We start from the raw sequence: 22,865 nt of genomic DNA, 5'->3' as shown, positions 1-22,865 counted from the left end.
TTTAAAATGTAAAAATAAACAATTAGAAGATTCTAACTTTCATATAAAAACACTGTAATTTTCATTTGTAATATTTATCTATTCATTGTATAATATATTAATTAAAATTTGAAAACAAATTAAAGAGGAAAATTACAAATATGGCTGCAGAAAAAACATATAGCTCGAAAAACATTCAAGTTTTGGAAGGATTAGACCCTGTTAGAAAGCGTCCTGGTATGTATATCGGTTCTACAGGTGCTCAAGGTCTGCATCACTTAGTATATGAGGTTGTAGACAATAGTATAGATGAAGCTATGGCGGGATATTGTAAGAATATAACTGTTACTATAGAAAAAGACAATATAATAAAAGTAGAAGATGACGGAAGAGGTATACCTGTTGACATGCATCCTAAGCTAAAGATTTCCGCTTTGGAAGTTGTTATGACCAAACTGCATGCCGGCGGTAAATTCGATAATGAAACATATAAAGTATCAGGCGGTTTGCATGGTGTAGGTGTATCTGTAGTTAATGCTTTGAGTACAGAGCTTATTGCTGAGGTAAGAAAAGACGGTAAATTGTACAGACAAGTATATCATAGAGGAGTTCCGGAAGAGCCTGTAAAAGAAGTAGGAACAAGCACAAGTAACGGAACTACTGTAACATTTAAAGCTGATGCTGATATATTTGAAACTACAATATATGACTATAAAATTCTTGCAAACAGATTAAGAGAATTAGCTTTCTTAAACAGAGGAATAAGAATAACACTTACAGACAAAAGAGAAGCTGAAGTTGTAAGCAATGAATTCTACTATGAGGGCGGTATAGAGATGTTCATTACCCACCTTAACGAAAATAAAAAAGCATTGCATGACAAGCCTATTTATCTTCATAAAACTGAGGATAAAACTGATGTAGAAGTGGCTATGCAGTATGTTGATGCTTATAATGAAAATATATTTACATACTGTAATAATATTAATACAACAGAGGGCGGTACTCATTTAGTTGGATTTAGAACTGCTTTAACTAGAGTTTATACCGATTTTGCCAAAAAACTTGAATTAGATAAAAAAAATAAAATAACATTTATGGGTGAAGATACAAGAGAAGGACTTGTTGCTGTAGTATCAGTAAAAATACCTAATCCTCAGTTTGAAGGACAGACAAAAACTAAATTAGGAAATACAGAAGTTCGTGCTGTAACTGAAAAACTTGTAGTAGAAGGTTTAAATGACTATTTCTCACAAAACCCAAAAGTTATAAAGGCTATATTAGAAAAAATCATATCTGCTGCACAGGCTAGAGAAGCTGCAAGAAAGGCAAGAGATTTAGCGAGAAGAAAAAATGCATTAGAAAGCGATTCTTTACCGGGAAAATTGGCTGACTGTTCAGAGCAGGAAGTTGATAAATGCGAAGTATATCTTGTAGAGGGAGACTCTGCAGGTGGTACTGCCAAAGGCGGAAGGGATAGGCATTTCCAAGCTATTTTACCGCTTAGAGGTAAAGTTTTGAATGTAGAAAAAGCAAGACTTGATAAAATTATAGATAATGAAAGTTTGAAGCCTATAATAGCAGCATTAGGATGCGGTGTTGGTTCTTCATTTGATATATCAAAGATAAGATATGGAAGAGTTATTATAATGGCTGATGCTGATATTGACGGCTCTCATATAAGAACTTTGCTTTTAACATTCTTCTTTAGATATATGCGTCCTTTGATAGATTTAGGACATATATTTATAGCTGTTCCTCCATTGTATAAAATAAGTTTTGACAAGAAAAATTTTGTATATGCTTATTCAGATGAGCAAAGAGATAAAATATTATCTGAAAATAAAGACAGAAAATATGATATACAAAGATATAAAGGTTTAGGTGAAATGAATGCAGATCAATTATGGGAAACTACTATGAACCCAGAGACCAGACTTATGTATCAAGTATTAACAGAGGATGCAGAAAAAGCAGATCAATTATTCTCTATGCTTATGGGCGATGAGGTTAAACCTAGGAGAGATTTTATTGAATCTAATGCAAGGTATGTTAAAAATTTAGATGTTTAATTGCATATTTGTAAATAGCTCTATTTCAAATGTATGCTAATTACATATTTAAAAAAGGAGACAATTATGGATAATAAATACGACTTAATTATAGTAGGAGGCGGTCCGGGAGGAATTGCTGCTTCTGTTGAGGCTTCTATATTAGAAATAAAAAAAGTTCTTTTAATAGAAAAAGGAGATAATCACTCTACAACTATCAGAAAATTTTATAAAGATGATAAAAGAGTTGATAAAGATTATAAGGGTGAGGCTTTAGATTTAAAGGGAAACATAAAATTTGAAACTGCAACTAAAGGAGATGTATTAGACTTATTCAGCGAATGTCTATTTGGAAATTATATAGAGGCTATGTTTAATACTGAAGTTGAATCTATTCAGCAAAACGGAGAGTATTTAGAAGTAAACACTTCTGATAATAAAAAATATATATCAAAATATGTTGTAGTTTCTATTGGTAAAATGGGAAGACCGAATAAACCTGATTATCCTATACCGGCTAGTCTTAATGCTGTAGTAAATTTCAATATTTATAAATGCAAAGAAAATGAAAAAGTTTTGGTTGTAGGAGGCGGAAATTCAGCTGTTGAGTACGCTTATTTGTTAGGAAAAGACAATGATGTTACAATCAACTATAGAAAAGCTGAGTTTACAAGACCAAATGAAAAGAATTTAGAAACTATTAAAGAAGATATAGCAAGCGGAAAGGTAAAAGCAAAACTTGGTATTGATATAAAATCTATAGAAGATAAAGAAGGAAAAGTATTAGTACATTATACCGATGATACAGAAGATACTTACGACAGAGTAATATATGCATTAGGAGGTGTTGCTCCTGTAGATTTCTTAAAAAGATGCTCTATAGAATTAGATGAATCTGGCGTACCTAAGGTTAATGAAAACCATGAAAGCTCTGTTCAAAACTTATTTATAGCTGGGGATATACTATATAAATCAGGCGGATCTATTGCTAAAGCATTAAATGCAGGATTTGATATAGTTAAATATGTACATGAATTAATAAAAAATTCTAATAATTAGGAGTTAATTATGTTAAAAGTATTGGTAGTTTGTGCAAATGGAACAGGTACTAGTTTGATGATGAAAGAAAAAGCCCAAATGGCTTTGATAAAATTAGGAATAGAAAATTTATCAATTGATCACTGTGATATGAATCATTGTAAAACAGGCGATTATGATTTAATTTTCTGTCCTAACAGTTTTATTGATGATTTCAAACATACAGAAGAAAACGGTACTAAAGTAATAGGAATAAAAAATATATTATCTGAAGAAGAGTTTAAACAAAAACTTGAATCTTCCGGATATTTAGATGAATTAAAACATAAATAATTATTAATTTGCTGCATAATTCAAAATAATTGTATTATGCAGCAGTATATCATCTTTCTATATAATAAAAATCATTTGAAGGTATTCTATTTCCTATTAATTTCTTATCAAAATTATATAAAAAATTATAATAACTGTTCAAAGCAAATTTCATTTTTTCACCGCTATAGAAAGTAAGCCCCATTCTATTCATACCATAAACTGCAGCTTTAGCATTAATTATCATAGATGAATCCTTTATCAGAGTTTCTACTTCATTTTTATTATTTAATATATGATAAGTAGATTTTTCATATTCTCTAAGCACTTCATTAACTAATACCCTATTATGATTAATAAAAGTATTTTTCGCAATAAGAACTGCTACAGGATAATTCTCTATATATTTAGACATCTCAACAACTATATGCACATCTTTATTTTCAAGCATAGCAGAAGACACGAAAGGTTCAGGTAATATAGCAATATCTGCATTTTTCGATGCAACTGCTTTTGCTAAATCAGGATTACTTAAAGAATAATTAATATTCACTTTGGGCAAATTTTCCTTTGATATTAAATACTGGAGCATCAAATCTGGTGCTGCCAATTTAGTACCGCAGTATACAGTTTTATTTTTTATATCATTTATAGTCTGTATTTTTTCATTTGCTGATACTATAAAAAGCTGCGTTTCTGATATTATAGCAATAACTTTATAATCTAATTGTCTGTTAAAAATTATAGCTGCCATATTGGCAGGAATTGCCGCTATATCAGCCTCCCCTTTCACTATTAATGACAGCATATTATTAGGAGCATTTACAAAATGAATATTTACTGCCTTATAGTCTTTCATCATTTTTAATCCCCCTATTCCAGTAGGACCGTTAAGAAGATACATTTCCTGAGTATAAAGACTGCTTATAAAAATAAAAAGTATTATGAATATTAACTTTATTTTTTTCATTTTATTTTCCTATTTCTAAATTTTATAAATACAATTTCTTTGATACTATATAATCATAAACTTTTTCTGTTACAAAATACCTGAATCCTTTTTTTTCTTTTATTCTATTTCTGATAAGACTTGATGATATATCTATACGAGGTGCCATTATAATTTTAATATTATATTTATCAATATTTGCTTTATATAAATTTTCATCATCTTCCCTATTCACAACAGTTATATCTGATATAGCAGCAATTCTTTCAGGTTCTCTCCATTTATCAAAATCTTTTACCAAATCGGCACCTATTATAAGTCCGATTTTTCCTTCAATATCATAATTTTTATAAAGATAATCCAATGTGTTTATAGTATATGAAACTCCTTCATTATTAAGCTCATATTCATCTAATAAAAATCTTTCATCATTTAGTATTGAAAGTTTAAGCATATTAAGTCTATCTTCATTTGATGCCTCACCGCTTATATTTTTATGAGGAGGAATTTTTGTCGGTATAAAAATTACTTTATCATAATCGCAGTTAGTTATAACAGTATCAGCTAATATTAAATGACCTAAGTGTGGAGGATCAAAGGTACCGCCTAGAATAGCTATTCTCATAATTTATAAAACCTATATTTAATTTTGTCATACATTTTAATATTTAGCTTAATAATTTGCAATAATAATTTATGATAGATTAATAATTATCAAAATAGGCTTAATTTATACATTGAAATTAAAATATTTATTTAATATTAATTATCAGGGTATAAAAGTTTATAATCTTTTTTCTTTCCAGCCTGAACATAATCTTCAGGAATTACTTTCCAATTATTAAGTTTTTCAACTGTGATAGCTCCATTTTGATCTTCAAACCAATTTATTATATAATATCTTAAATCTTTATCTGTAGATTTTAATACCAAATCCATATTCTGTAATGTTTTTAAATCTATTGCTGCACCTTGAGTAAGATGTCCGCCGCCGCCGCTTCCTCTATAAGAGTTTATAGCAACTTTATATTCTTTGTCTAATTCAAAATCTCTTCCATCAGAAAAAGACTCTATAATAACTTTATCACCATTAGCTCTAGTTACATCAACAGTATAATTTAATCCTGCAGCACTCTCATAGTTATATGAAGGTGTTATTGTATCATAAGAATTATATCTGTTATTAAATATTAATTGCCCATTAGAATCTTTCTTGAAAGCTATTAAATGATCATTAATATCATTCATAGTATTAAACCATCTTCCATAAGAATATTCCATAATATCTTTAATCTGCTTTCCTGTCAATTTCATAACATAGAAAAAATTCTCATAAGGATATAAACCAAACATATCTTTTACTTTTATTATGCCATTATTCAAAACGGCATCTTTACTTAAAGGAGCAGCAAAAGATATATCTGCCTTTTCTCCAAGTTCTTTTTCAGCTATTGTAAACTGTAATTGATGTATTAGGCTTAAGAAATAACTGTCTCCAAATATAGCCTCATCTGAAACTAATTTAGTATTTAAATTACCTATATCTCTGCTTACCCATTTTTCTATATTAGACCTTGCATCAGCAAACTTTTCTAAAAATTCCTTATCTGCTTCAAACTGAGAAGGATCTAATAAATCACCATTAAACTTTATATTCCAAGTTTTATTATCTTTATCATAAATCATAGAAACATCAATAGAAACTATATATCTTGCCGCATTAACTCCTCCATATATAGGAACTATTTTTCCGCTTGGACTTTTAACCGTTTTTGTCTTCTGTCTAGTTATATCATCATATCCAAGTCCGCTCCAGCCTTGATGATCATGCCCTACTAATATAATATCAAATCCGTCTACTTGTTCTGCTACTAATTGGCTTGCATTTTCATTTTTATAAGTTTCTTTATCTTCATTATGATTGGCTCCAGAATGAAAGAGACCTATAATAATATCAGGATTTTCTTTATCCTTTATTATTTTTATCCATTTTTTGGCTGCCTCTATCATATCCTCAGCTTCTAAACCTTCATATAATACTTTCGGAAGCTGTCTATCTATAGCAGGTTCTGTAAGACCAAGTACAGCTATTCTAACTCCGTTTTTCTCTGCAATATGATACGGTTTAAAATAAGGTTCTTTATTTTCTTCATTTATTAAATTAGCTGCTATAATTGGGGCTTTTAATTCTTTTTCTATTTTATCATAAACATTATGACCAGCCTCTATATCATGATTGCCTATACAAACAGCATCATAATTCATATAATTTAAAACCTCAGACCATATATGTTTTTCATTAGTAGCAACAAAATTATAATAATAAACTGTAGGCTGTCCCTGAAGAGAATCACCGTTATCCAGAAGTAAAACTGTTTTTCCTTCATTTCTCAATTTTTTAACATAATAAGATACATGAGCCATAGAAGTGTTTTTTACTTTATCTGTAATAAAATTATATGGAAAAATCATACCATGAATATCTGTAGTTTGAACTATAGTAAAATTAACTTCTCCTTCAGGATATATTTTATTATTATCTTTACAAGATGATGATGATGTCAGTAATGCTGATAATATAATTCCCATTATTAAATATCCTTTTTTCATATATGTACCTCAATATATTATTAAGTATAATACAAATATGATAAAAAAGCACACAAATTATTCTATTTTTAAAACTTTTTTCACTATATCTATATTATCTGTTATAAAAATTATAGAATTAAATACATAATATGATGTAAATATAATAAGAACTATAAGAAAAGATCTTTTAAATATAGTTCTTCCTTTGCTCTCTTTATCTTCAGTCCAAAATAAATCTATAATGTCTTTCTTTTTCTTTTTATTTAAGGATTTATTTTTCTTATTATCTTTATTTTTTTCTTCTTGTTTTTTAGGAATCAGTCTAAAAATTAAAGATATTATAATATATATAATACATGCAAATATAACGAAATTGAATATCAAATAAAAAGTCATTATTTGTTCTATATCATTTAAATTAAAGTTTTCCATTTTTATCTCCTTAATTATAATTTTTCAAAAATAACAAGCTATAGTCTGTTTATTTAGTAAATCTGTATATTCTGACTTCCAATAATGCGGATCATTAATTTCTGTATATTTTACATTATATATTTCTATTTTTGAAGTAAAAGGCTTATCTAATAAAATAAATAAATGCTCTTTATCATTAAATCCTCCAACTGATATTTTTCTTATTTTATTTCCTGCTTCCAACTCGCTATACAATATTTTTTTTAATTCATTATTTAATTTAGAGAGTTTGTTATCTTTTATAATTTTATTTAATTCTTTAATTTGCTGTTGTTTTTTCATTAAAAAGAATATAATATTTCCAAAATAATTATTTTATACTTTTATAATATAATTATTTTGTATTTTGTAAAATATAATATTATGTTATAATTTACAAACTTTAATTGTATATGTTTTAAATTAAAATATTATTTAGGAGAGAATATAAAATATGAGTAATGAAAATAAATCAAATGCTTTAATAGAAAGAAAAGATGTAAAAATAGATGATACTTGGGATTTGAGTTTATTATACAAAACTGATGAAGAGTTTGAAAAAGATTTTAAGCTAATGGAAGAGTTTTCAAAAGATGTTTCAAAGTTCAGGGGAAAATTATCTAATTCAGCAAATGAATTAAAAAATATATTGGATAGTATAATGAAAGCCTCTATAACTTTAGAGAAATTAGGTTCTTATGCTTTTTTAAGACAAACAGAGGATTTAACTAATAATGATTCTAATGTAAAAATGGCTAGATTTGCAAAACTCTCTTCAGAGATTTCCGCCAATTTAAGTTATTTTGACCCTGAATTAATGAGTATAGATGATGAAAAGATGAATAACTTTTTGAAAGATGAAGTATTAAAAGATTATTTAATTTATTTAAATAAAATACTAAAATATAAGCCTCATACATTATCAGAAAAAGAAGAGAGAATATTAGCTCTTCAAAGTGAATTATCTTCAACTGCTTCTAATGTATTTGATACTTTAAATGATGCTGATTTAGATTTTGGTGAATTAGAACATAATGGAGAAAAAACACCATTAACACATGCAACATTCTCAAGTTTTCAAGAAAGTCAAGACAGAGAAATAAGAAAAAATAGTTATAATCAATTTTATAAAGAATATGATAAACATAAAAATACTTTGGCAGAACTTTATGCAAGTCAAATCAAACAGGATATATTTGATGCCAGAATAAGAAACTACAATAGTGTTCGTGAAATGGAATTATTCGGTGACGATATACCTGTAAGCGTTTATGACAGTTTAATTGAAAGTGTGCATAATGCCTTGCCTGCGGTTCATAGCTATTATGAATATTGTGCTGGCAAATTAGGTATTACTGATTTCAGACAGTATGATAAATATGCACCTGTTGTTAAAGATATTAAAATACATCATACATTTGATGAGGCAATAGAAGTTTTAAATAAAGCATTATCTCCATTAGGTGAGGAATATGTATCTACTCTTACGAATGGTTTAAATTCAAGATGGGTTGATAAATATGAGAATAAAGGTAAATCAAGCGGAGCATTCTCTGCAGGATGCTATACATCAGAGCCTTATATATTAATGAACTTTAGAGATGAAAGTATTGAGTCTGTATTTACATTGGCACATGAGGCTGGACATAGTATGCATAGTTATTACAGCAGAAAAAATAATCCTTTTCAGCATCATGATTACAGTATATTTGAAGCAGAAGTTGCATCCACTTTTAATGAAAAACTTTTATTTCATTATTTAATGCAAAATGAGAGTAAAAAAGAAGTTAAGGCATTTTTACTTAATAAGGATATAAACGGATTTGTTGCTACAGTATTTAGACAGACTATGTTTGCAGAGTTTGAGCATATCATTCATAAAGAAGCTGAAGAGGGTAACCCTACAACATTAGAACTTATAAGAACAGTTTATAAAGATTTACTTAAAAAGTATTTTGGAGATAAAGCTGTATTTGAAGAGACAAGTGATTTAGAGGCACTTAGAATACCTCATTTTTATCGTTCATTCTATGTTTATAAATATGCCACTGGTATGTCAGCTGCTGTTGCTTTATATAATGGAGTGCTTGAGGGCAATGCTAAAAATGATTATACAAACAGAGATAATTATTTAAAATTTTTAAAAAGCGGAGGAAGCAGGACTCCTATAGAGAATTTAAAAGTTGCTGGTGTTGATATGACAAAACCAGAAGTAGTAGAAAGTGCTTTAAAACTTTTTGCTAAGGAGGTTGAGGAATTGAAGTCATTAAACTAATTTTAATGAAAATAATAAAATATGAGTTTTACTAAAGTTTATTTAGATATACTGAAAGAAATTAATAATAATCCAATATCTATAAATACATTAGTAGAAAAATATAAAATTACTGCTAGGGCAATAAGATATTATATTGATAATATAAATAATCATTTAAAAAAATATTATATGCCTGAAATATACCTAAAAAATGGTAAGCTGTATTTTAATTTAGATGATGATGCCTTAATTTCTTTTATTGAAAAAATACCAATGAATGAGTATTTGTTATCGCAAGATGAGAGAAAAAAATATATTTTATTTAATTTTCTTTTTAAAGAAAATATCACTATATCAAAGTTGGAAAAAAATATTGGTGTTAGCAGAACTACTATAAAAAATGATATCAATGATTTAAAAGAATATATTAATAACTTTGAGCTTTATTTTTATTTAGAAAATAATAAAATAAGATTAGGCGGTAATGAAAAGAAATTAAGGCATTTAAAATTTTTAAATATGATTCAATATATTAATATGGAATCAAATAAAATAAATTATATAAATACCGTATATCCAAATGAAAAAATGGAATTATCAATATTAAAAGAATATATTAATCAAGCTGATATAAATATTATATGCACAATCATAATTGAAGTAGAAAAAAAGTTAAAATCAAATTTTTCTGATAAATTTAAAAATATAATGTCTATATATTTAATAGCAACTTTAGAGAGAATAAATAATAATCACATAATAAAGAAAAAAAATAATGCAGCTTTTCTAATTAAACTTCCAGAATATAAAAAAATAAAAATAGTTCTTAATAATTTTTTATTTCAAAACAATAAAAATTACAAATATGAAATACTTCATTTAACAGAATATTTCTTAAGTGAATATTATAATGAACATTTCTATGAAAATAAAATAATTTCAGAAAAGTTTATATTAAAAATTTTAGAGGATATGAATATAGCAATAGAAGATGAGTTAGTAGAAGAAATTACTAAATATCTTTTACCAGCTATATATAGAATTAAAAATAATTTTTGTATAGATAAAAATTTGGATTTTTATAATATAGATGCAAATGTATTTAATATGGTTAAAAACAGCATAGAGAAGAATATGTCATATCTCTATGAACCTTTAAGAGAAGAAGAAATTTATTATATAGCAAAGATTATAGAAAATTACACATGCCAATATGATAAAATTTCATTAAAAGAACTTATAAAAATCATATATAAAAACCATAATGATAAAAAACTTTTAATAGAAAAAATTAAAAGGAAATTTTCAAAATTTATTTATGATGATATAAGAGATAGGTTTGATTACAATATTTTAAATTTTTTAAAAAAGCAAAATATATATATTATTAAGAATAATACATCAATAGAAAATATTTTAAATATCTTTTTTAATGATAAATATATCAATAATAAAAATATTACTATTTTAAATAATACAGTAAAAGAATTCGGACAGTATTTTTTTATAAAAGAAAAAGTATTTCTTTTTAGTAATATGTATATCAATATTAATAATATTGATAACAAACCTTGTATACATTTAATAATTTCTAAAAAATCAATTATTGTTAATGATAAAGAAGCTAATATTTTATTTTTTATAATAGTTAATAATAAAACTGAACATTTACAGATAGCATCGCAGATAATGAAACTTTCGGAAGATAATAATTTTATGAAAGAAATCATAAATCAGGAAACCCCTGAGAAAATTATTTTATCAATAAAAAAATATTACAGCCCTACAAAAAAATTCAAAAAAAAGTGAAATATTATTTATATTGATTTTTCATTTCTTATGTGATAAATAGAATTCAATCTATAATAAACTAATGTATCGAGGTATGTGATATGAATAAAAAAATAAATTTTTGGGAGTTTTTTCAAGGTTTAGGAAAAACATTTATGCTTCCTGTTTCTTTGCTTGCTGCTTGCGGTATTATGCTTGGAGTAGGAAGTTCTTTTTCTAGTTCTGTAACAGCAGAAATTTTACCATTTTTGAAAATACCTATCATAAAAGTATTTTTTGAGTTTATGGCAACAATAGGTTCTTTTGCTTTTTCTAATTTACCAGCTATGTTTGCCATAGCTATACCATTAGGTCTTGCAAGAGCTGATAAAGGTGTTGCTGCTTTTTCAGGATATGTAGGTTTTGTTGTATCATGTTTATCCGTTAATTTTTTATTAAAGGCAACAGGTACTTTGGCTTCAGCAGAAGATATGAAAAATGCTGGTCAGGCTATGGTTATGGGTATACAAAGCATTGATATTGGTGTTTTAGGCGGTATTTTAATAGGTATTATAGTTGCTAAAATACATAATCAATTTCATGAAATTAAACTTCCTGATGCTTTAGCTTTTTTTGGCGGAGCTAGATTTGTTCCTATTGCTACTTTAGTTATAGTTGGTTTAATAGGTTTACTAATACCTTTTATATGGCCTACTTTCAATAAGTTAATCATTGGAATAGGTAATTTAATAGGAAAAGCAGGTATTTTCGGACCATTTTTATTTGGAACAGGAGAGGGATTATTAAGACCTTTCGGGCTTCATCACATACTTGTAGCTATGATAAGATTTACTTCTGCTGGAGGAGATGCTATAGTTAATGGTGAAACTGTATCAGGTGCTTTAACTATATTTTATAAAGAGTTTGCAAATGGTATTTTGGATCCTAATGTTACTAGATTTTTATCTCAGGGAAAAATGCCTTCATATTTGTTTGGTCTTCCAGCTGTAGCACTTGCCATATATCATACTGCAAGACCAGAAAATAGAAATAAAATAAAAGGATTATTAACTTCAGGAGTAATAGCTTGTGTTATAGGAGGTATTACTGAACCTTTAGAGTTTATATTTTTGTTTATTTCACCTATACTTTATATATTCCATTGTATTATGGTCGGACTTGGTTTTATGACTATGGGTATATTAAAAGTTGCTATAGGAAATACTGATGGTAATTTAATTGATTTTATAGTATTTGGTATTTTACAAGGTACTAGAACTAATTGGTATTTGGTTCCTGTTGTTGGAGTTGTTTGGTTTGCTGTATATTATTTTGTATTCAAATTTGCTATATTAAAATTTGATTTAAAAACACCAGGAAGAGAAATTATTAATGATGGTGACAGCGTAAAACTTGGAGGATATGATGAGGAAAGAATGCTTAAAGCTATTGGCGGAAAAGAAAATATAGTATCATTAGATAACTGTATCACTAGACTCAGATTGGTTGTTAAAGATATGGCTTTAATAAATGAGGAAGAAATAAAAGCTACAGGTGCTATAGCGGTTGTTAAACTAGATGATACTAATCTTCAAATAATTATAGGACCTCAAGTACATGTTGTAAAAAATAAATTAGATAAACTTATAAAAAGCTAATTCTATTGTATAATATTAAAATATTTATCTAGGATTAATATATGGATTTTGATACAATTATAAATAGAAAAGGTACATACTGTACTCAATGGGATTATATTAAGGATAGATTCGGAGTTAATGATCTTTTACCTTTTACTATATCAGATATGGATTTACAGTCTCCTGAGGAAATTATAGATGCTTTAATAAAAAGAGTAAATCATAAAATATTCGGATATAGCAGATGGAATCATGATGATTTTAAAAATTCTATAGAATTATGGTATAAAAAGAGATTTAATTTTAACATAAATAAAGATGATATCGTATATAGTCCTAGTGTTATATATTCTGTATCAAATTTCATAAGAATGAAATCTAGTATTAATGATAATATATTAATATTAACTCCAGCTTATGATGGATTTTTTAAAACTATAAAGGCAAATAATAGAAATATATTATCTTCTTCTTTAATAAAAACAGAATCAAAATATGAAATAGATTTCGAAGATTTTGAAAAGAAGTGCAGAGTATCTAAAATATTTCTTTTTTGTTCTCCGCATAATCCTGTAGGAAGAGTTTGGGATATTGCTGAACTTAAAAAGCTAGTGGATATTTGTAAAAAATATAATGTATATATAATATCAGATGAAATACATATGGATATAGTATACAATAAAAAACATATACCAATACTTTCTGTTGCTGATTATGATAATATGATATTATGCACTTCTGCTTCAAAAACTTTTAATATACCTGCTTTAGGTGGATCTTATCTATTTATAAGAAATAATAAAGATAGAAATGAGTATTTGAATATATTAAAAGATAGAGATGCTTTATCTTCACCGCCAATATTAGCAATAATAGCAACTATGACGGCTTATAACAAATGCGATTATTGGGTTGATGAACTATTAGAATATGTAAATAGTAATATAAATTATATAATTTCTTATTTGGATAATAACATACCAATGCTAAGATCATATATGCCGGAAGGTTCATATTTTGCTTGGGTTGATTATTCTAAATTAAATATATCTGAAGAGGTTTTTCAAAAATATTTAGTGGAAATAGGTAAGGTTGCTATAATGAATGGATCTGTATATGGTGAAGAAGGAAAGACTTTTTTAAGAATTAATTGTGCTTGTTCAATAAATAAAATAAAAGATTGTATGAGTAGAATAACTAAGACTATTGAATACCTGAAATCAAATAATATAATAAACTTATAATTAATCATTCTTAATACTAGTATTCTCTTATATATCAGTATTTTTTATTATAAAGTATAATACTTCTATTTTTTTTTATTTAATGTATAATTAATAATGTAAATAAATATTAAGGAGACATTATGGAAGTTTCAGATAGAAGTTGGGTTGTTACATTGCTTTTGGCAATATTTCTTCCTTTTCATAGATTCTATGTTGGAAAAATATGGACAGGTATATTATATTGGATTACTGCTGGAGGTTTTGGTATATGGTATATTATAGATATTGTGATGATATTACTAGACAAGTTTACTGATAAAGAAGGAAGAAAATTAAGAAAATAATAAATAAAGGTTAGTATTTTAGTATACTAACCTTTTATTAAATAATTAAAAATCTATTTTATTATCACACCTTTTTGAGGTATATTTAAAAGTTTTATTTCACAGTTTATTTTCTTTTTATTGAAACTGCTTTTCATCGCTTCAGAAACTTTTTTAATTATCTTTTCATCATTTTTTACAAGTGAAAGTACAGAAGAACCAGCTCCGCTTATTGTAACCGAATACGCTCCTGCTAGTTTTGTATTCTTAAATAAATCTTTTAACCCCGGTATAAATTTAGCTCTGTAATCCTGATGCAGTTTATCATCTGTAGCAACTTCAAGTAAATCAAATCTGCTTGTAAATAATGCTGAAGTAAGAAGTGCCGCCCTTGAAATATTAAATACAGCATCTTTAAAAGTTATTTCTTTAGGAAGTGCATTTCTAGCAGTTTCTGTACTCAAATAAAAATCAGGAATAGCAACTACCGCTTTTAAATTTTTAGGAGGTTTTATTTTTACATATTTAAAATCCTCATCTTTACGAACTACACCAGATACAATACCTCCTAATATAGCAGGCGATACATTATCAGGGTGTCCTTCAAGCTGAACTGACATATTTAATATATCATTTTCAATAGAAAGTTTATTTCCAAGTATATAATTAGCAGAAAGAAGTCCTCCTATGATAGCCGCCGAACTGCTTCCAAGTCCTCTTGAAAGCGGTATTCTATTTATACACTTTATTATATATCCTCTATCCGGCTTTAACTTTAACCTTTTATATACCAATTTCATAGCATCAAGTATCATATTATTATCTTTTGATATCTCGTTTTGACCCTCTCCTATTATTTCAAATTCTATTTTTTTGGAATTATCATTTGAGTATATATGTACTTCATTATATAAATCTAAAGCAAGCCCTACACTATCGAATCCAGAACCAATATTTGCAGATGTAGCAGGTATTTTAAAAGTTACAAGTTTTTTATTTTCAGATTTATTCATTATCATATTCCTATAGCATTCCTTATTTCTTCTATATTGTTATCAACTTTTATAGGCTCATTACAGATTTTAATTGCATTGTCAGGATCTTTAAGTCCGTTTCCTGTTAATACAGAAACTACAGTATCACCTTTATTTATTTTTCCAGCTTTACGGCTTTTTATTATACCAGCAAGAGAAGCCGCAGAAGCCGGTTCAGCAAATACACCTTCTTCTACTGTAAGCATTTTATAAGCCTCTAATATCTCATCATCAGTAACACAGTCAATAAAACCTTCTGATTCATTAGCAGCATTAACAGCGAGTTTCCAGCTGGCAGGATTTCCTATTTTTATTGCAGTAGCTAATGTCTGAGGATTCTCTATTATTTTATTCTGTACTATAGCAGCACAGCCTTCAGCCTCAAAACCTATCATCTTTGGAAGATTAGATATTGTTCCATTTTCTTTATATTCTTTAAAACCCATCCAATAAGCAGTTATATTACCAGCATTTCCAATAGGCACTGATACATAATCAGGAGCTTTTCCTAAAACATCACAAATTTCAAATGCTGAAGTCTTTTGTCCCTGAAGTCTGAAAGGATTAATAGAGTTTACTAATGTGATAGGATATTTATTTGTAATATCAACAACAGCCTTTAAAGCCTCATCAAAATTTCCTTTAATAGCTATAACTTTAGCACCATACATCAAAGCCTGAGCTAATTTACCCAAGGCAATATTTCCATCAGGTATAACAACTATACAATCTATACCGCTTCTAGCAGCATAGGCAGCAGCAGATGCAGAAGTATTTCCTGTAGAAGCACACATTATAGCTTTAGTATCTCTGCCCTCAAGTGCTTTAGCAACAGCCATTACCATACCTCTGTCTTTAAAAGAACCTGTAGGATTAAGTCCGTCATATTTTAAATATAATTCTATATCTAAATCCCTTCCTATCCTCTCTGCTTTTATTAAAGGGGTATTTCCTTCATGCAAGGTTATTAATGGGGTTTTATTTGTTATAGGTAAATATTTTCTGTACTCTCTTAAAAGTCCTTTCCATGATTTCATAATTTTATCCTTTTTTGATTTAATTAAAAATTACACTCGATAGTATTTAATAAGCATATAATATAAATAATAATTTTTCAAGTTATTAACTAAGATAATAATAAATTTATAAAAAACAAGAGAATTAATTATTTTTTAATTCTCCTGTTTTTAAGATAGGTATAAACATGTATATAAATATTTGATAGCTTCTAATTAATAATTTTATTCATCTAAAGTAATTAAAACCTCTCTAGGCTTACTGCCGTTTTCAGGTCCTACTATACCCTGACGCTCCATTATCTCTACTATTCTTGCAGCTCTATTATATCCTATTTTTAAGCGTCTTTGTAAGAATGAAGCACTAGCCTTACCTGTTCTAGCAACCAGCTGAACTGCATCCTCCCAAAGCTCTTCATCAAGTATATCTTCTTCATCAGTATTTTTATCATCAGCATCGCTTCCCTCTAAGGCAGCAATCAAGCTCTCATCAAACATAGGAGACATTTCTCCAGATAAATAATCAACAACTTTTTTAACCTCGTTATCAGATACGAAGGCTCCCTGCACCCTATCAGGCATTTGACTTCCAGAAGCACAAAATAAAGCATCACCCTTACCCAATAACTGTTCGGCACCTGACATATCAATTATGATTCTTGAGTTGGTTTTATTAGGTACTTGGAATGCTATTCTTGTTGGAAGATTCGCTTTAATAACTCCCGTAACTACATCAGCAGAAGGTCTTTGAGTTGCTATTATCAAATGTATTCCAACTGCCCTACTCATTCCAGCCAAGCGAGATATTAAGTCCTCAACTTCTTTTGAAGCCACAACCATCAAGTTATGAAGCTCATCTATAACTAAAACTATATATGGAAATAATTCTAAAGGCTCTCCGTTAAATTCTGTTTCTCCTTCTTTTAGTAATTGTCTAACCTTTTCATTATATGTCTTAACATTTCTTACGAAAAATCTTTCCATTCTCTCGTATCTTTTTTCCATTATATCTACAATATATCTTAATACTATAGTAGCTTTCTTTTCATCGGATACTACAGGAGACATCAAATGCGGTATGCCGTTATATATGGAAAGCTCTACTCTCTTTTTATCTACAAATATAAACTTAAGTTCATCAGGTCTGAATTTATATAAAAGCGAAAGTATTATAGTAGAAAGACAAACACTTTTACCAGAACCGGTAGTACCTGCAACTAATAAGTGAGGAGCTTCTGACATATCGGATATAACATTATTTCCATATATTCCCTTTCCAAGCACAAAAGGTATATCCAATTTTGATTGTCTGAAATCAGTGCTTTCAAGTACATCTCTTAAGAAAACTGCATTTCTCACTTTATTAGGTATCTCTATTCCTATGACAGATCGTCCTGGTATAGGTGCTATTATCCTTACACTTTCAGAAGCTAATGCCAATGCTATATTGTCTGTAAGGTTGGATATTTTTGACACTCTTATTCCGGATGCAATCTCTAATTCATATCTAGTAATAACAGGACCTCTTGATACTCCTGTTACCTTTGCTTCTATATTAAAATCTAGTAAAGTATGTTCAAGCTGCATGGCAGTCTGTTTAATAGATTCCATCATAGCTCCATCATTTACAGGTATAGATCTATTTAATAAATCAAAAGGCGGATGCTTATAATGCTTATCAACATATTTAGTATCAAAATTTGATTGTATACGCTCTCTGTCAAAATTTTTAATTGATTTAGTACCTATAACAGATTTCATAGGCTTTAATGTATCAACTGTTTTTTGAGATTCTATATTTATAAATCCTGCTTCTTCCTGAGGAGCATTATTTATATGAGCGGTATTATTATCTATTTTATTATCTGCTTCATTTATTTCTTCTGATTCTTTTAATATTGTACTATCAATTATATTATTATTCTCTGTAGTTTCACTTATACTATTATCTAACATACTATTATCTAAATTATTATTAGATTCTGATAAGTTTTCATCGTTATCTATATTATCCACCCTATTTACAGTTCTAGTTTTTAATCGTATATCTTCTATATTGGAATCTGCATTATAAAGCTCTTCTTCATCCAAATCAAACTCATCTATTTTATTGTCAGAATAATTATTATGATGATTATTATAATTTGGTATATGATCTTCTCTATTATACACTCTTTTTGATGCATATCCCATAGAAAATTCAAATGCTTCTTTTTTATTACTGCTGCTGTTTATACTATTTCCAATATTATTTGAAGTTAAAACATATTCTTTTTCATATTCTTCTTTTTTAGTTTCTGAAATATTATCAATATGATTATGTACTTCATATATTTCATTCAATTCATTTTCTTTATTTTTTTTATTCTCTTCAACTAATCTTTGCAGCTTTTCAAAACTATCCTCTGCCTCTATATTTTCATTAATATTTGCTTTTTCATTTGTATCAGAATAATCATATACATAATTTTCATAACTTTCTGCATTACTATTAGCTCTTATATATTGATCTTCAACATTATATTTTGAATAATTATTAATAGAATCATCATAAGCAGCTCTCTTAAAATCCGATTTTTTTAAATAATTAATATTATAATCAAGCCCTTCAAATTCCTTATAATCATTATTTTCTGTTTCTTTTAATTCCTCATTTTTTTTTTTATTTATGAAGTCATTGTAATAACTTCTATAAAACTCATCTTCCATTTCCATACTGCTGTTATGGATAGGATTATTTCTATTAGCTTTTTCTTTTCCAAAAACAACTTCTGCCAAAGTAAGTCCTAAATCTTCTTCTCTATTTTCTAATGCATTTACATTTATTCCGCCATTAAAATGCATGTTTTTTAATTCATTTGTAAGATTCTCAGCTTCTTTACTAAATGGATTAGATGAACTGAAAAAACTATCCTCAGATTTATTTCTTCTCAATAATGTTTCTCTGTATTTTTTTTCATCAAAATTATAATTGTTATTTTCTACTTTCTCTATAAATGGTACAGTTTTAAACTCTAACTCTGAAATTTCTTTAGTATAGAATAAAGGAACATAATCTCTGGAATATATTTTTTCTTTATTATCAGTCTGATGAGTGGTTTCAGTATTTTTCATTGATTTTATTTCTAAATCTTTTATCCCATTAACAACTTTCTGCTCTATATCTTTGATTTTTTCAAAATCAACATTTCTAACCATATTTCTGAAATAATTAACTAAATCCATTATAGAAACTTTAGCAAATACAATAGCAGTTATTACAAGTCCGGAAATTACTATCATAATAGCACCGGTATTTCCAAATATTGATACTAAAGAACCTCCTATAAACTCACCTAGCATTCCGCCTTTATTATAAAAATCTAAACTTCCTAAAAATATATTTAATAATATACTAAGAAGTATCATCAATATGGAAGAGGATAATGCAGATATTAATATTCTATCAGTAGAATTTCTTAATATAATATTTACTCCTGCATATATAAAAAATGCAGGTATTATATAAGAAGCAAAACCAAATGCTAGAAATGAATAGCTTGATATATAAGCTCCGAATATACCTAATAAATTTTTAATTTCATTATTTGAATTTAAATCTTCCATATTCATACTAAAATAGGAAAGAAGAAGTATACCAGCAAATAAAAGACATAAGAAACCCACTATATCAAAAAAAGGATTTCTATTTTCATATTCTTCCTGAATATAATCATCAAATTTTTCATTCTCTGATTTATGTTCAAACTTTTTTTGTTCTGCTCTTTTTTGTATTGTTAATTTTCTTTTAAATAATTCCATCATAATAAAACTCCAATACTTAAAAAATCATACCTGCAAAAAATAGAAAAAAACTGCCATTCCGGCTATAAGACAATAGAATCCGAAATAGAAAAGTTTACCCTTCTTCAAAAAAGAAAGAAGAAATTTTAAAGCTATAATACCAAATACAAATGCCGTAAAAAATCCTACCAAAGCATAAGTAATATTAAAATCAGCAATATCTTTTATTGATAATAATGAAGCTCCGAATATGGCAGGTAATGATATTAAAAAAGAAAATCTTCCTGCTAAATCTCTATTTAATCCTAAAAACAAAGCGGCACTTATAGTCATGCCGGATCTTGATATACCAGGAAATATTGCAATTGACTGAGCTAATCCTATTATAAATGCATTCCTATAGGTCATAGTAAATACATCTTTTAAATCATCGCTGTAAGTGTTTTTATCTAATTTTCTAGTAAGAAGAAGTATAGACCCTGTTATAATAAGGTTAAGTCCTATTCTTTGTAAATCCAAATTGCTTAAATATTTTTCTAATAATAAGCCTACTATAGCAACAGGTATAGAAGCTATTATCACCATTAAAGATATTCTAAAGCCTTCGCTATTTTTACTAGCATTTTTAACATCTTTAAGTCCTGAGAAAAAACCTGTGATAGCATTTATTATATCTTTACGAAATATTAAGCATGTAGCTAAAAATGTACCGAAATGAAGTGCAACTTCAAATGACAGTATATTTTCTGCATGAAAATTTAAAAAGTATTCTGTCATTCTTAAATGACCGGAACTTGAAACCGGCAGAAATTCTGTTATAGCCTGAACAAAACCAAGTATTACAGCCTTAATCATTAAACTACCCCATTGTTTACATAATATCTGTATAATTTTCGGATAGTTTAAAAAAAGCAATAGTAAAAAATTATGTCAACTATGTTATGATAATCTAGAATAATGGCTTATAATTAGAACATCACTCCAAAATAGTTTCAACAACAACATTATATTCATTAGAACTATAGCTTTCTTCTAGTATATAAGCCTCATTTGTTAATTGTACGGCTTTGTTAACCTCTATATCATTGCTTCTCAATACTCTAAATAATGATTCATAAGCCCTTTTTAAAGCATTTTGGGTGAGCATTTGTCTTGTATAAGCATTAAGATTTGCAGTTTCAGGCATTTGTATAGAAGCATTTGCTCTGAAAAATTTATCTTCCACACTACCCTCTTTTTTTAATTTATTCAATATTTCCAAAGTTTTATTATATACGCTGCTGTCTTTAACACTTATTTCTACATAAAAATTATCATCTTTTTTATATTCTTTTATATCAGATATATCCTCATTATCAAAATCTATTAAATTATTATCCTTTAAAGATACAGCAACTATATTAAAATCCGTTCTATTTATTATTGATGAAGTTTCCTTAGCTATATAATAGTATATAGAATCTATTGCTTTAGATTTGCTCGCTTCAAAACTTACATCTGTGTAAACTTTTGAATAGAAATTACCTTTTTTAATATTATTTCCTGAACATGCCATTAAATAAAATAATGATAAAATAATGATAAAATACAGCTTGTTTTTTTCCATAATTTATAATAAATTATCCTTTTGTAATATTAATTATTTTAACTTTATTATATTAGTAATTGTAAAATAAGTATATGGAGATTTCATATTGAATATAAAGATATTTATATTGTTATTAAGTGTTATTATACTTTCATCATGTCAGAAAAAAGAGGATAATTTTTTAGAAGATATGGCTTCTTTGGATAAATCATATATGGATACATTATTAATAATCAGAGATGTTAATAATCCAAATAGAAAAGAAGCAATAGAAAAATTTATAATTATATGGAATGAGTTTAAAAAAAAGTATTATAATTCAAATACAGAGGATCCGCAATGGAAGGCTGATTTTGATTCTTTGCAGGATATACTTATAAGATCTCATTATTATATATCAAGCGGAGAAGATGAAAGTGCAGGATATTCTATACTGCATGATATTAAATATGTACTTTCAGATTTAAGAAAAAGAAATAATGTTAATTGGTTTTTTGATAATTTGAACTCTATATATAAAATAGCATACAGAGTAGGAGAACTTTCAAAAATATATGCAGGTTCTAATACTACGCTTACACCAGAAGAGGAAGAAAAATTGATAGTGGTATATTATCTTCTTGATGCTGCTGTAAAAACTACTATATCAGAATTTGATAGAAGTAATATTCACCTTCTCCATCTATCTCAGCAGCAGCTTGGCACTTTAAAGCATAATATAGAAACTATAGATGATTTAGTTAAATCTATAGGAAATGATTTATTCTCAAAAAAATACAGTAATCTTTCTAATATATCAGAAAATATTTTAAATATATATTTTAACTCACTTCAAATAATAAGAGGATAATTAA

19 protein-coding genes are annotated in these 22,865 nt (G+C 27.3%); 9 read left to right on the top strand and 10 right to left on the bottom strand.

Annotation, left to right across the window (positions count from 1 at the left end; genetic code table 11):
- Positions 1-140 precede the first annotated feature (140 nt).
- The 3 genes from gyrB to A966_RS09640 all read left to right on the top strand — a co-directional run bounded on the left by gyrB (position 141) and on the right by A966_RS09640 (position 3,401).
- A complete protein-coding gene (gene gyrB / locus A966_RS09650; protein ID WP_008725033.1) occupies positions 141-2,051 on the top strand; it encodes a DNA topoisomerase (ATP-hydrolyzing) subunit B in 1,911 nt (636 codons plus the stop codon).
- Positions 2,052-2,117: 66 nt separating this feature from the next.
- Positions 2,118-3,089 (top strand): NAD(P)-binding domain-containing protein, encoded by a 972-nt coding sequence (locus A966_RS09645; RefSeq protein WP_008725031.1) that lies wholly within the window; start codon positions 2,118-2,120, stop codon positions 3,087-3,089.
- 9 nt (positions 3,090-3,098) lie between these two features.
- Entirely contained in the window at positions 3,099-3,401 is a 303-nt protein-coding gene (locus tag A966_RS09640; protein ID WP_008725030.1) for a PTS sugar transporter subunit IIB, read from the top strand.
- Between the two features lie 49 nt (positions 3,402-3,450).
- Here the strand turns inward: A966_RS09640 and A966_RS09635 are convergent, their stop codons facing one another.
- The 5 genes from A966_RS09635 to A966_RS09615 form a co-directional block, all read right to left on the bottom strand.
- A complete protein-coding gene (locus A966_RS09635; protein WP_008725028.1) occupies positions 3,451-4,350 on the bottom strand; it encodes an ABC transporter substrate-binding protein in 900 nt (299 codons plus the stop codon).
- Between the two features lie 22 nt (positions 4,351-4,372).
- A complete protein-coding gene (gene nadD / locus A966_RS09630; protein ID WP_008725026.1) occupies positions 4,373-4,954 on the bottom strand; it encodes a nicotinate (nicotinamide) nucleotide adenylyltransferase in 582 nt (193 codons plus the stop codon).
- 137 nt (positions 4,955-5,091) lie between these two features.
- Positions 5,092-6,939 carry a bifunctional metallophosphatase/5'-nucleotidase gene (locus tag A966_RS09625; protein ID WP_008725024.1) on the bottom strand — a complete coding sequence of 616 codons (1,848 nt, stop codon included), beginning with the start codon at positions 6,937-6,939 and terminating at the stop codon, positions 5,092-5,094.
- A 57-nt stretch (positions 6,940-6,996) separates the two neighbouring features.
- Positions 6,997-7,353 (bottom strand): hypothetical protein, encoded by a 357-nt coding sequence (locus tag A966_RS09620; RefSeq protein ID WP_008725022.1) that lies wholly within the window; start codon positions 7,351-7,353, stop codon positions 6,997-6,999.
- Positions 7,354-7,377: 24 nt separating this feature from the next.
- Entirely contained in the window at positions 7,378-7,677 is a 300-nt protein-coding gene (locus A966_RS09615; RefSeq protein WP_008725020.1) for a hypothetical protein, read from the bottom strand.
- A 151-nt stretch (positions 7,678-7,828) separates the two neighbouring features.
- Here A966_RS09615 and pepF point away from each other — a divergent pair, with 151 nt between their 5' ends.
- The 5 genes from pepF (at position 7,829) to A966_RS09590 (ending at position 14,611) form a co-directional block, all read left to right on the top strand.
- Positions 7,829-9,649, top strand: a complete 1,821-nt coding sequence (pepF, locus tag A966_RS09610; RefSeq protein WP_008725019.1) for an oligoendopeptidase F — start codon at positions 7,829-7,831, stop codon at positions 9,647-9,649.
- A 21-nt stretch (positions 9,650-9,670) separates the two neighbouring features.
- Entirely contained in the window at positions 9,671-11,440 is a 1,770-nt protein-coding gene (locus A966_RS09605; RefSeq protein WP_008725016.1) for an HTH domain-containing protein, read from the top strand.
- 83 nt (positions 11,441-11,523) lie between these two features.
- Positions 11,524-13,059: a maltose/glucose-specific PTS transporter subunit IIBC gene (gene malX, locus A966_RS09600; RefSeq protein WP_008725014.1), complete on the top strand. Its 1,536-nt coding sequence runs from the start codon at positions 11,524-11,526 to the stop codon at positions 13,057-13,059.
- 41 nt (positions 13,060-13,100) lie between these two features.
- Positions 13,101-14,285 (top strand): MalY/PatB family protein, encoded by a 1,185-nt coding sequence (locus A966_RS09595; protein WP_008725012.1) that lies wholly within the window; start codon positions 13,101-13,103, stop codon positions 14,283-14,285.
- A gap of 122 nt (positions 14,286-14,407) precedes the next feature.
- On the top strand, positions 14,408-14,611 hold the full coding sequence (locus A966_RS09590; protein ID WP_008725010.1) for a TM2 domain-containing protein: 204 nt from the start codon (positions 14,408-14,410) through the stop codon (positions 14,609-14,611).
- A gap of 53 nt (positions 14,612-14,664) precedes the next feature.
- On the opposite strand, the gene thrB is transcribed toward A966_RS09590, so the two are convergent.
- The 5 genes from thrB to A966_RS09565 form a co-directional block, all read right to left on the bottom strand.
- Entirely contained in the window at positions 14,665-15,609 is a 945-nt protein-coding gene (gene thrB, locus A966_RS09585) for a homoserine kinase (protein ID WP_008725008.1), read from the bottom strand.
- Entirely contained in the window at positions 15,606-16,661 is a 1,056-nt protein-coding gene (gene thrC / locus A966_RS09580) for a threonine synthase (protein ID WP_008725007.1), read from the bottom strand. The genes thrB and thrC overlap by 4 nt, the downstream gene beginning before the upstream one ends.
- 204 nt (positions 16,662-16,865) lie before the next feature.
- Complete coding sequence (locus A966_RS09575) at positions 16,866-20,444, bottom strand: DNA translocase FtsK (protein WP_008725005.1); 3,579 nt, start codon at positions 20,442-20,444, stop codon at positions 16,866-16,868.
- A 24-nt stretch (positions 20,445-20,468) separates the two neighbouring features.
- On the bottom strand, positions 20,469-21,278 hold the full coding sequence (gene uppP / locus A966_RS09570; RefSeq protein ID WP_008725003.1) for an undecaprenyl-diphosphatase UppP: 810 nt from the start codon (positions 21,276-21,278) through the stop codon (positions 20,469-20,471).
- A gap of 121 nt (positions 21,279-21,399) precedes the next feature.
- The gene (locus A966_RS09565; RefSeq protein ID WP_008725001.1) at positions 21,400-22,029 is read right to left on the bottom strand and encodes a hypothetical protein; all 630 of its coding nucleotides are present in this window, start codon (positions 22,027-22,029) and stop codon (positions 21,400-21,402) included.
- 88 nt (positions 22,030-22,117) lie between these two features.
- On the opposite strand from A966_RS09565, the gene A966_RS09560 reads away from it, so the two are divergent.
- Positions 22,118-22,861: a hypothetical protein gene (locus tag A966_RS09560; RefSeq protein ID WP_008725000.1), complete on the top strand. Its 744-nt coding sequence runs from the start codon at positions 22,118-22,120 to the stop codon at positions 22,859-22,861.
- Positions 22,862-22,865: the final 4 nt, after the last annotated feature.

The sequence above is a fragment of the Brachyspira hampsonii 30446 genome (genome assembly GCF_000316195.1).
Classification (GTDB): domain Bacteria; phylum Spirochaetota; class Brachyspiria; order Brachyspirales; family Brachyspiraceae; genus Brachyspira; species Brachyspira hampsonii_C.
The sequence above is the reverse complement of the archived record's forward strand: the minus strand, read 5'-3'. Positions and strand labels throughout refer to the sequence as shown.

Bases quoted from the DNA above. Each gene is read 5' to 3' on its own strand.
- A966_RS09625 (WP_008725024.1), bottom strand. From the start codon at position 6,939: ATGAAAAAAGGATATTTAATAATGGGAATTATATTATCAGCATTACTG.
- A966_RS09595 (WP_008725012.1), top strand. From the start codon at position 13,101: ATGGATTTTGATACAATTATAAATAGAAAAGGTACATACTGTACTCAA.
- A966_RS09565 (WP_008725001.1), bottom strand. From the start codon at position 22,029: ATGGAAAAAAACAAGCTGTATTTTATCATTATTTTATCATTATTTTAT.
- A966_RS09590 (WP_008725010.1), top strand. From the start codon at position 14,408: ATGGAAGTTTCAGATAGAAGTTGGGTTGTTACATTGCTTTTGGCAATA.
- malX (WP_008725014.1), top strand. From the start codon at position 11,524: ATGAATAAAAAAATAAATTTTTGGGAGTTTTTTCAAGGTTTAGGAAAA.
- A966_RS09615 (WP_008725020.1), bottom strand. From the start codon at position 7,677: ATGAAAAAACAACAGCAAATTAAAGAATTAAATAAAATTATAAAAGAT.
- A966_RS09645 (WP_008725031.1), top strand. From the start codon at position 2,118: ATGGATAATAAATACGACTTAATTATAGTAGGAGGCGGTCCGGGAGGA.
- A966_RS09605 (WP_008725016.1), top strand. From the start codon at position 9,671: ATGAGTTTTACTAAAGTTTATTTAGATATACTGAAAGAAATTAATAAT.
- thrC (WP_008725007.1), bottom strand. From the start codon at position 16,661: ATGAAATCATGGAAAGGACTTTTAAGAGAGTACAGAAAATATTTACCT.
- thrB (WP_008725008.1), bottom strand. From the start codon at position 15,609: ATGATAATGAATAAATCTGAAAATAAAAAACTTGTAACTTTTAAAATA.
- pepF (WP_008725019.1), top strand. From the start codon at position 7,829: ATGAGTAATGAAAATAAATCAAATGCTTTAATAGAAAGAAAAGATGTA.
- A966_RS09635 (WP_008725028.1), bottom strand. From the start codon at position 4,350: ATGAAAAAAATAAAGTTAATATTCATAATACTTTTTATTTTTATAAGC.
- nadD (WP_008725026.1), bottom strand. From the start codon at position 4,954: ATGAGAATAGCTATTCTAGGCGGTACCTTTGATCCTCCACACTTAGGT.
- A966_RS09620 (WP_008725022.1), bottom strand. From the start codon at position 7,353: ATGGAAAACTTTAATTTAAATGATATAGAACAAATAATGACTTTTTAT.
- uppP (WP_008725003.1), bottom strand. From the start codon at position 21,278: ATGATTAAGGCTGTAATACTTGGTTTTGTTCAGGCTATAACAGAATTT.
- A966_RS09640 (WP_008725030.1), top strand. From the start codon at position 3,099: ATGTTAAAAGTATTGGTAGTTTGTGCAAATGGAACAGGTACTAGTTTG.
- A966_RS09575 (WP_008725005.1), bottom strand. From the start codon at position 20,444: ATGATGGAATTATTTAAAAGAAAATTAACAATACAAAAAAGAGCAGAA.
- gyrB (WP_008725033.1), top strand. From the start codon at position 141: ATGGCTGCAGAAAAAACATATAGCTCGAAAAACATTCAAGTTTTGGAA.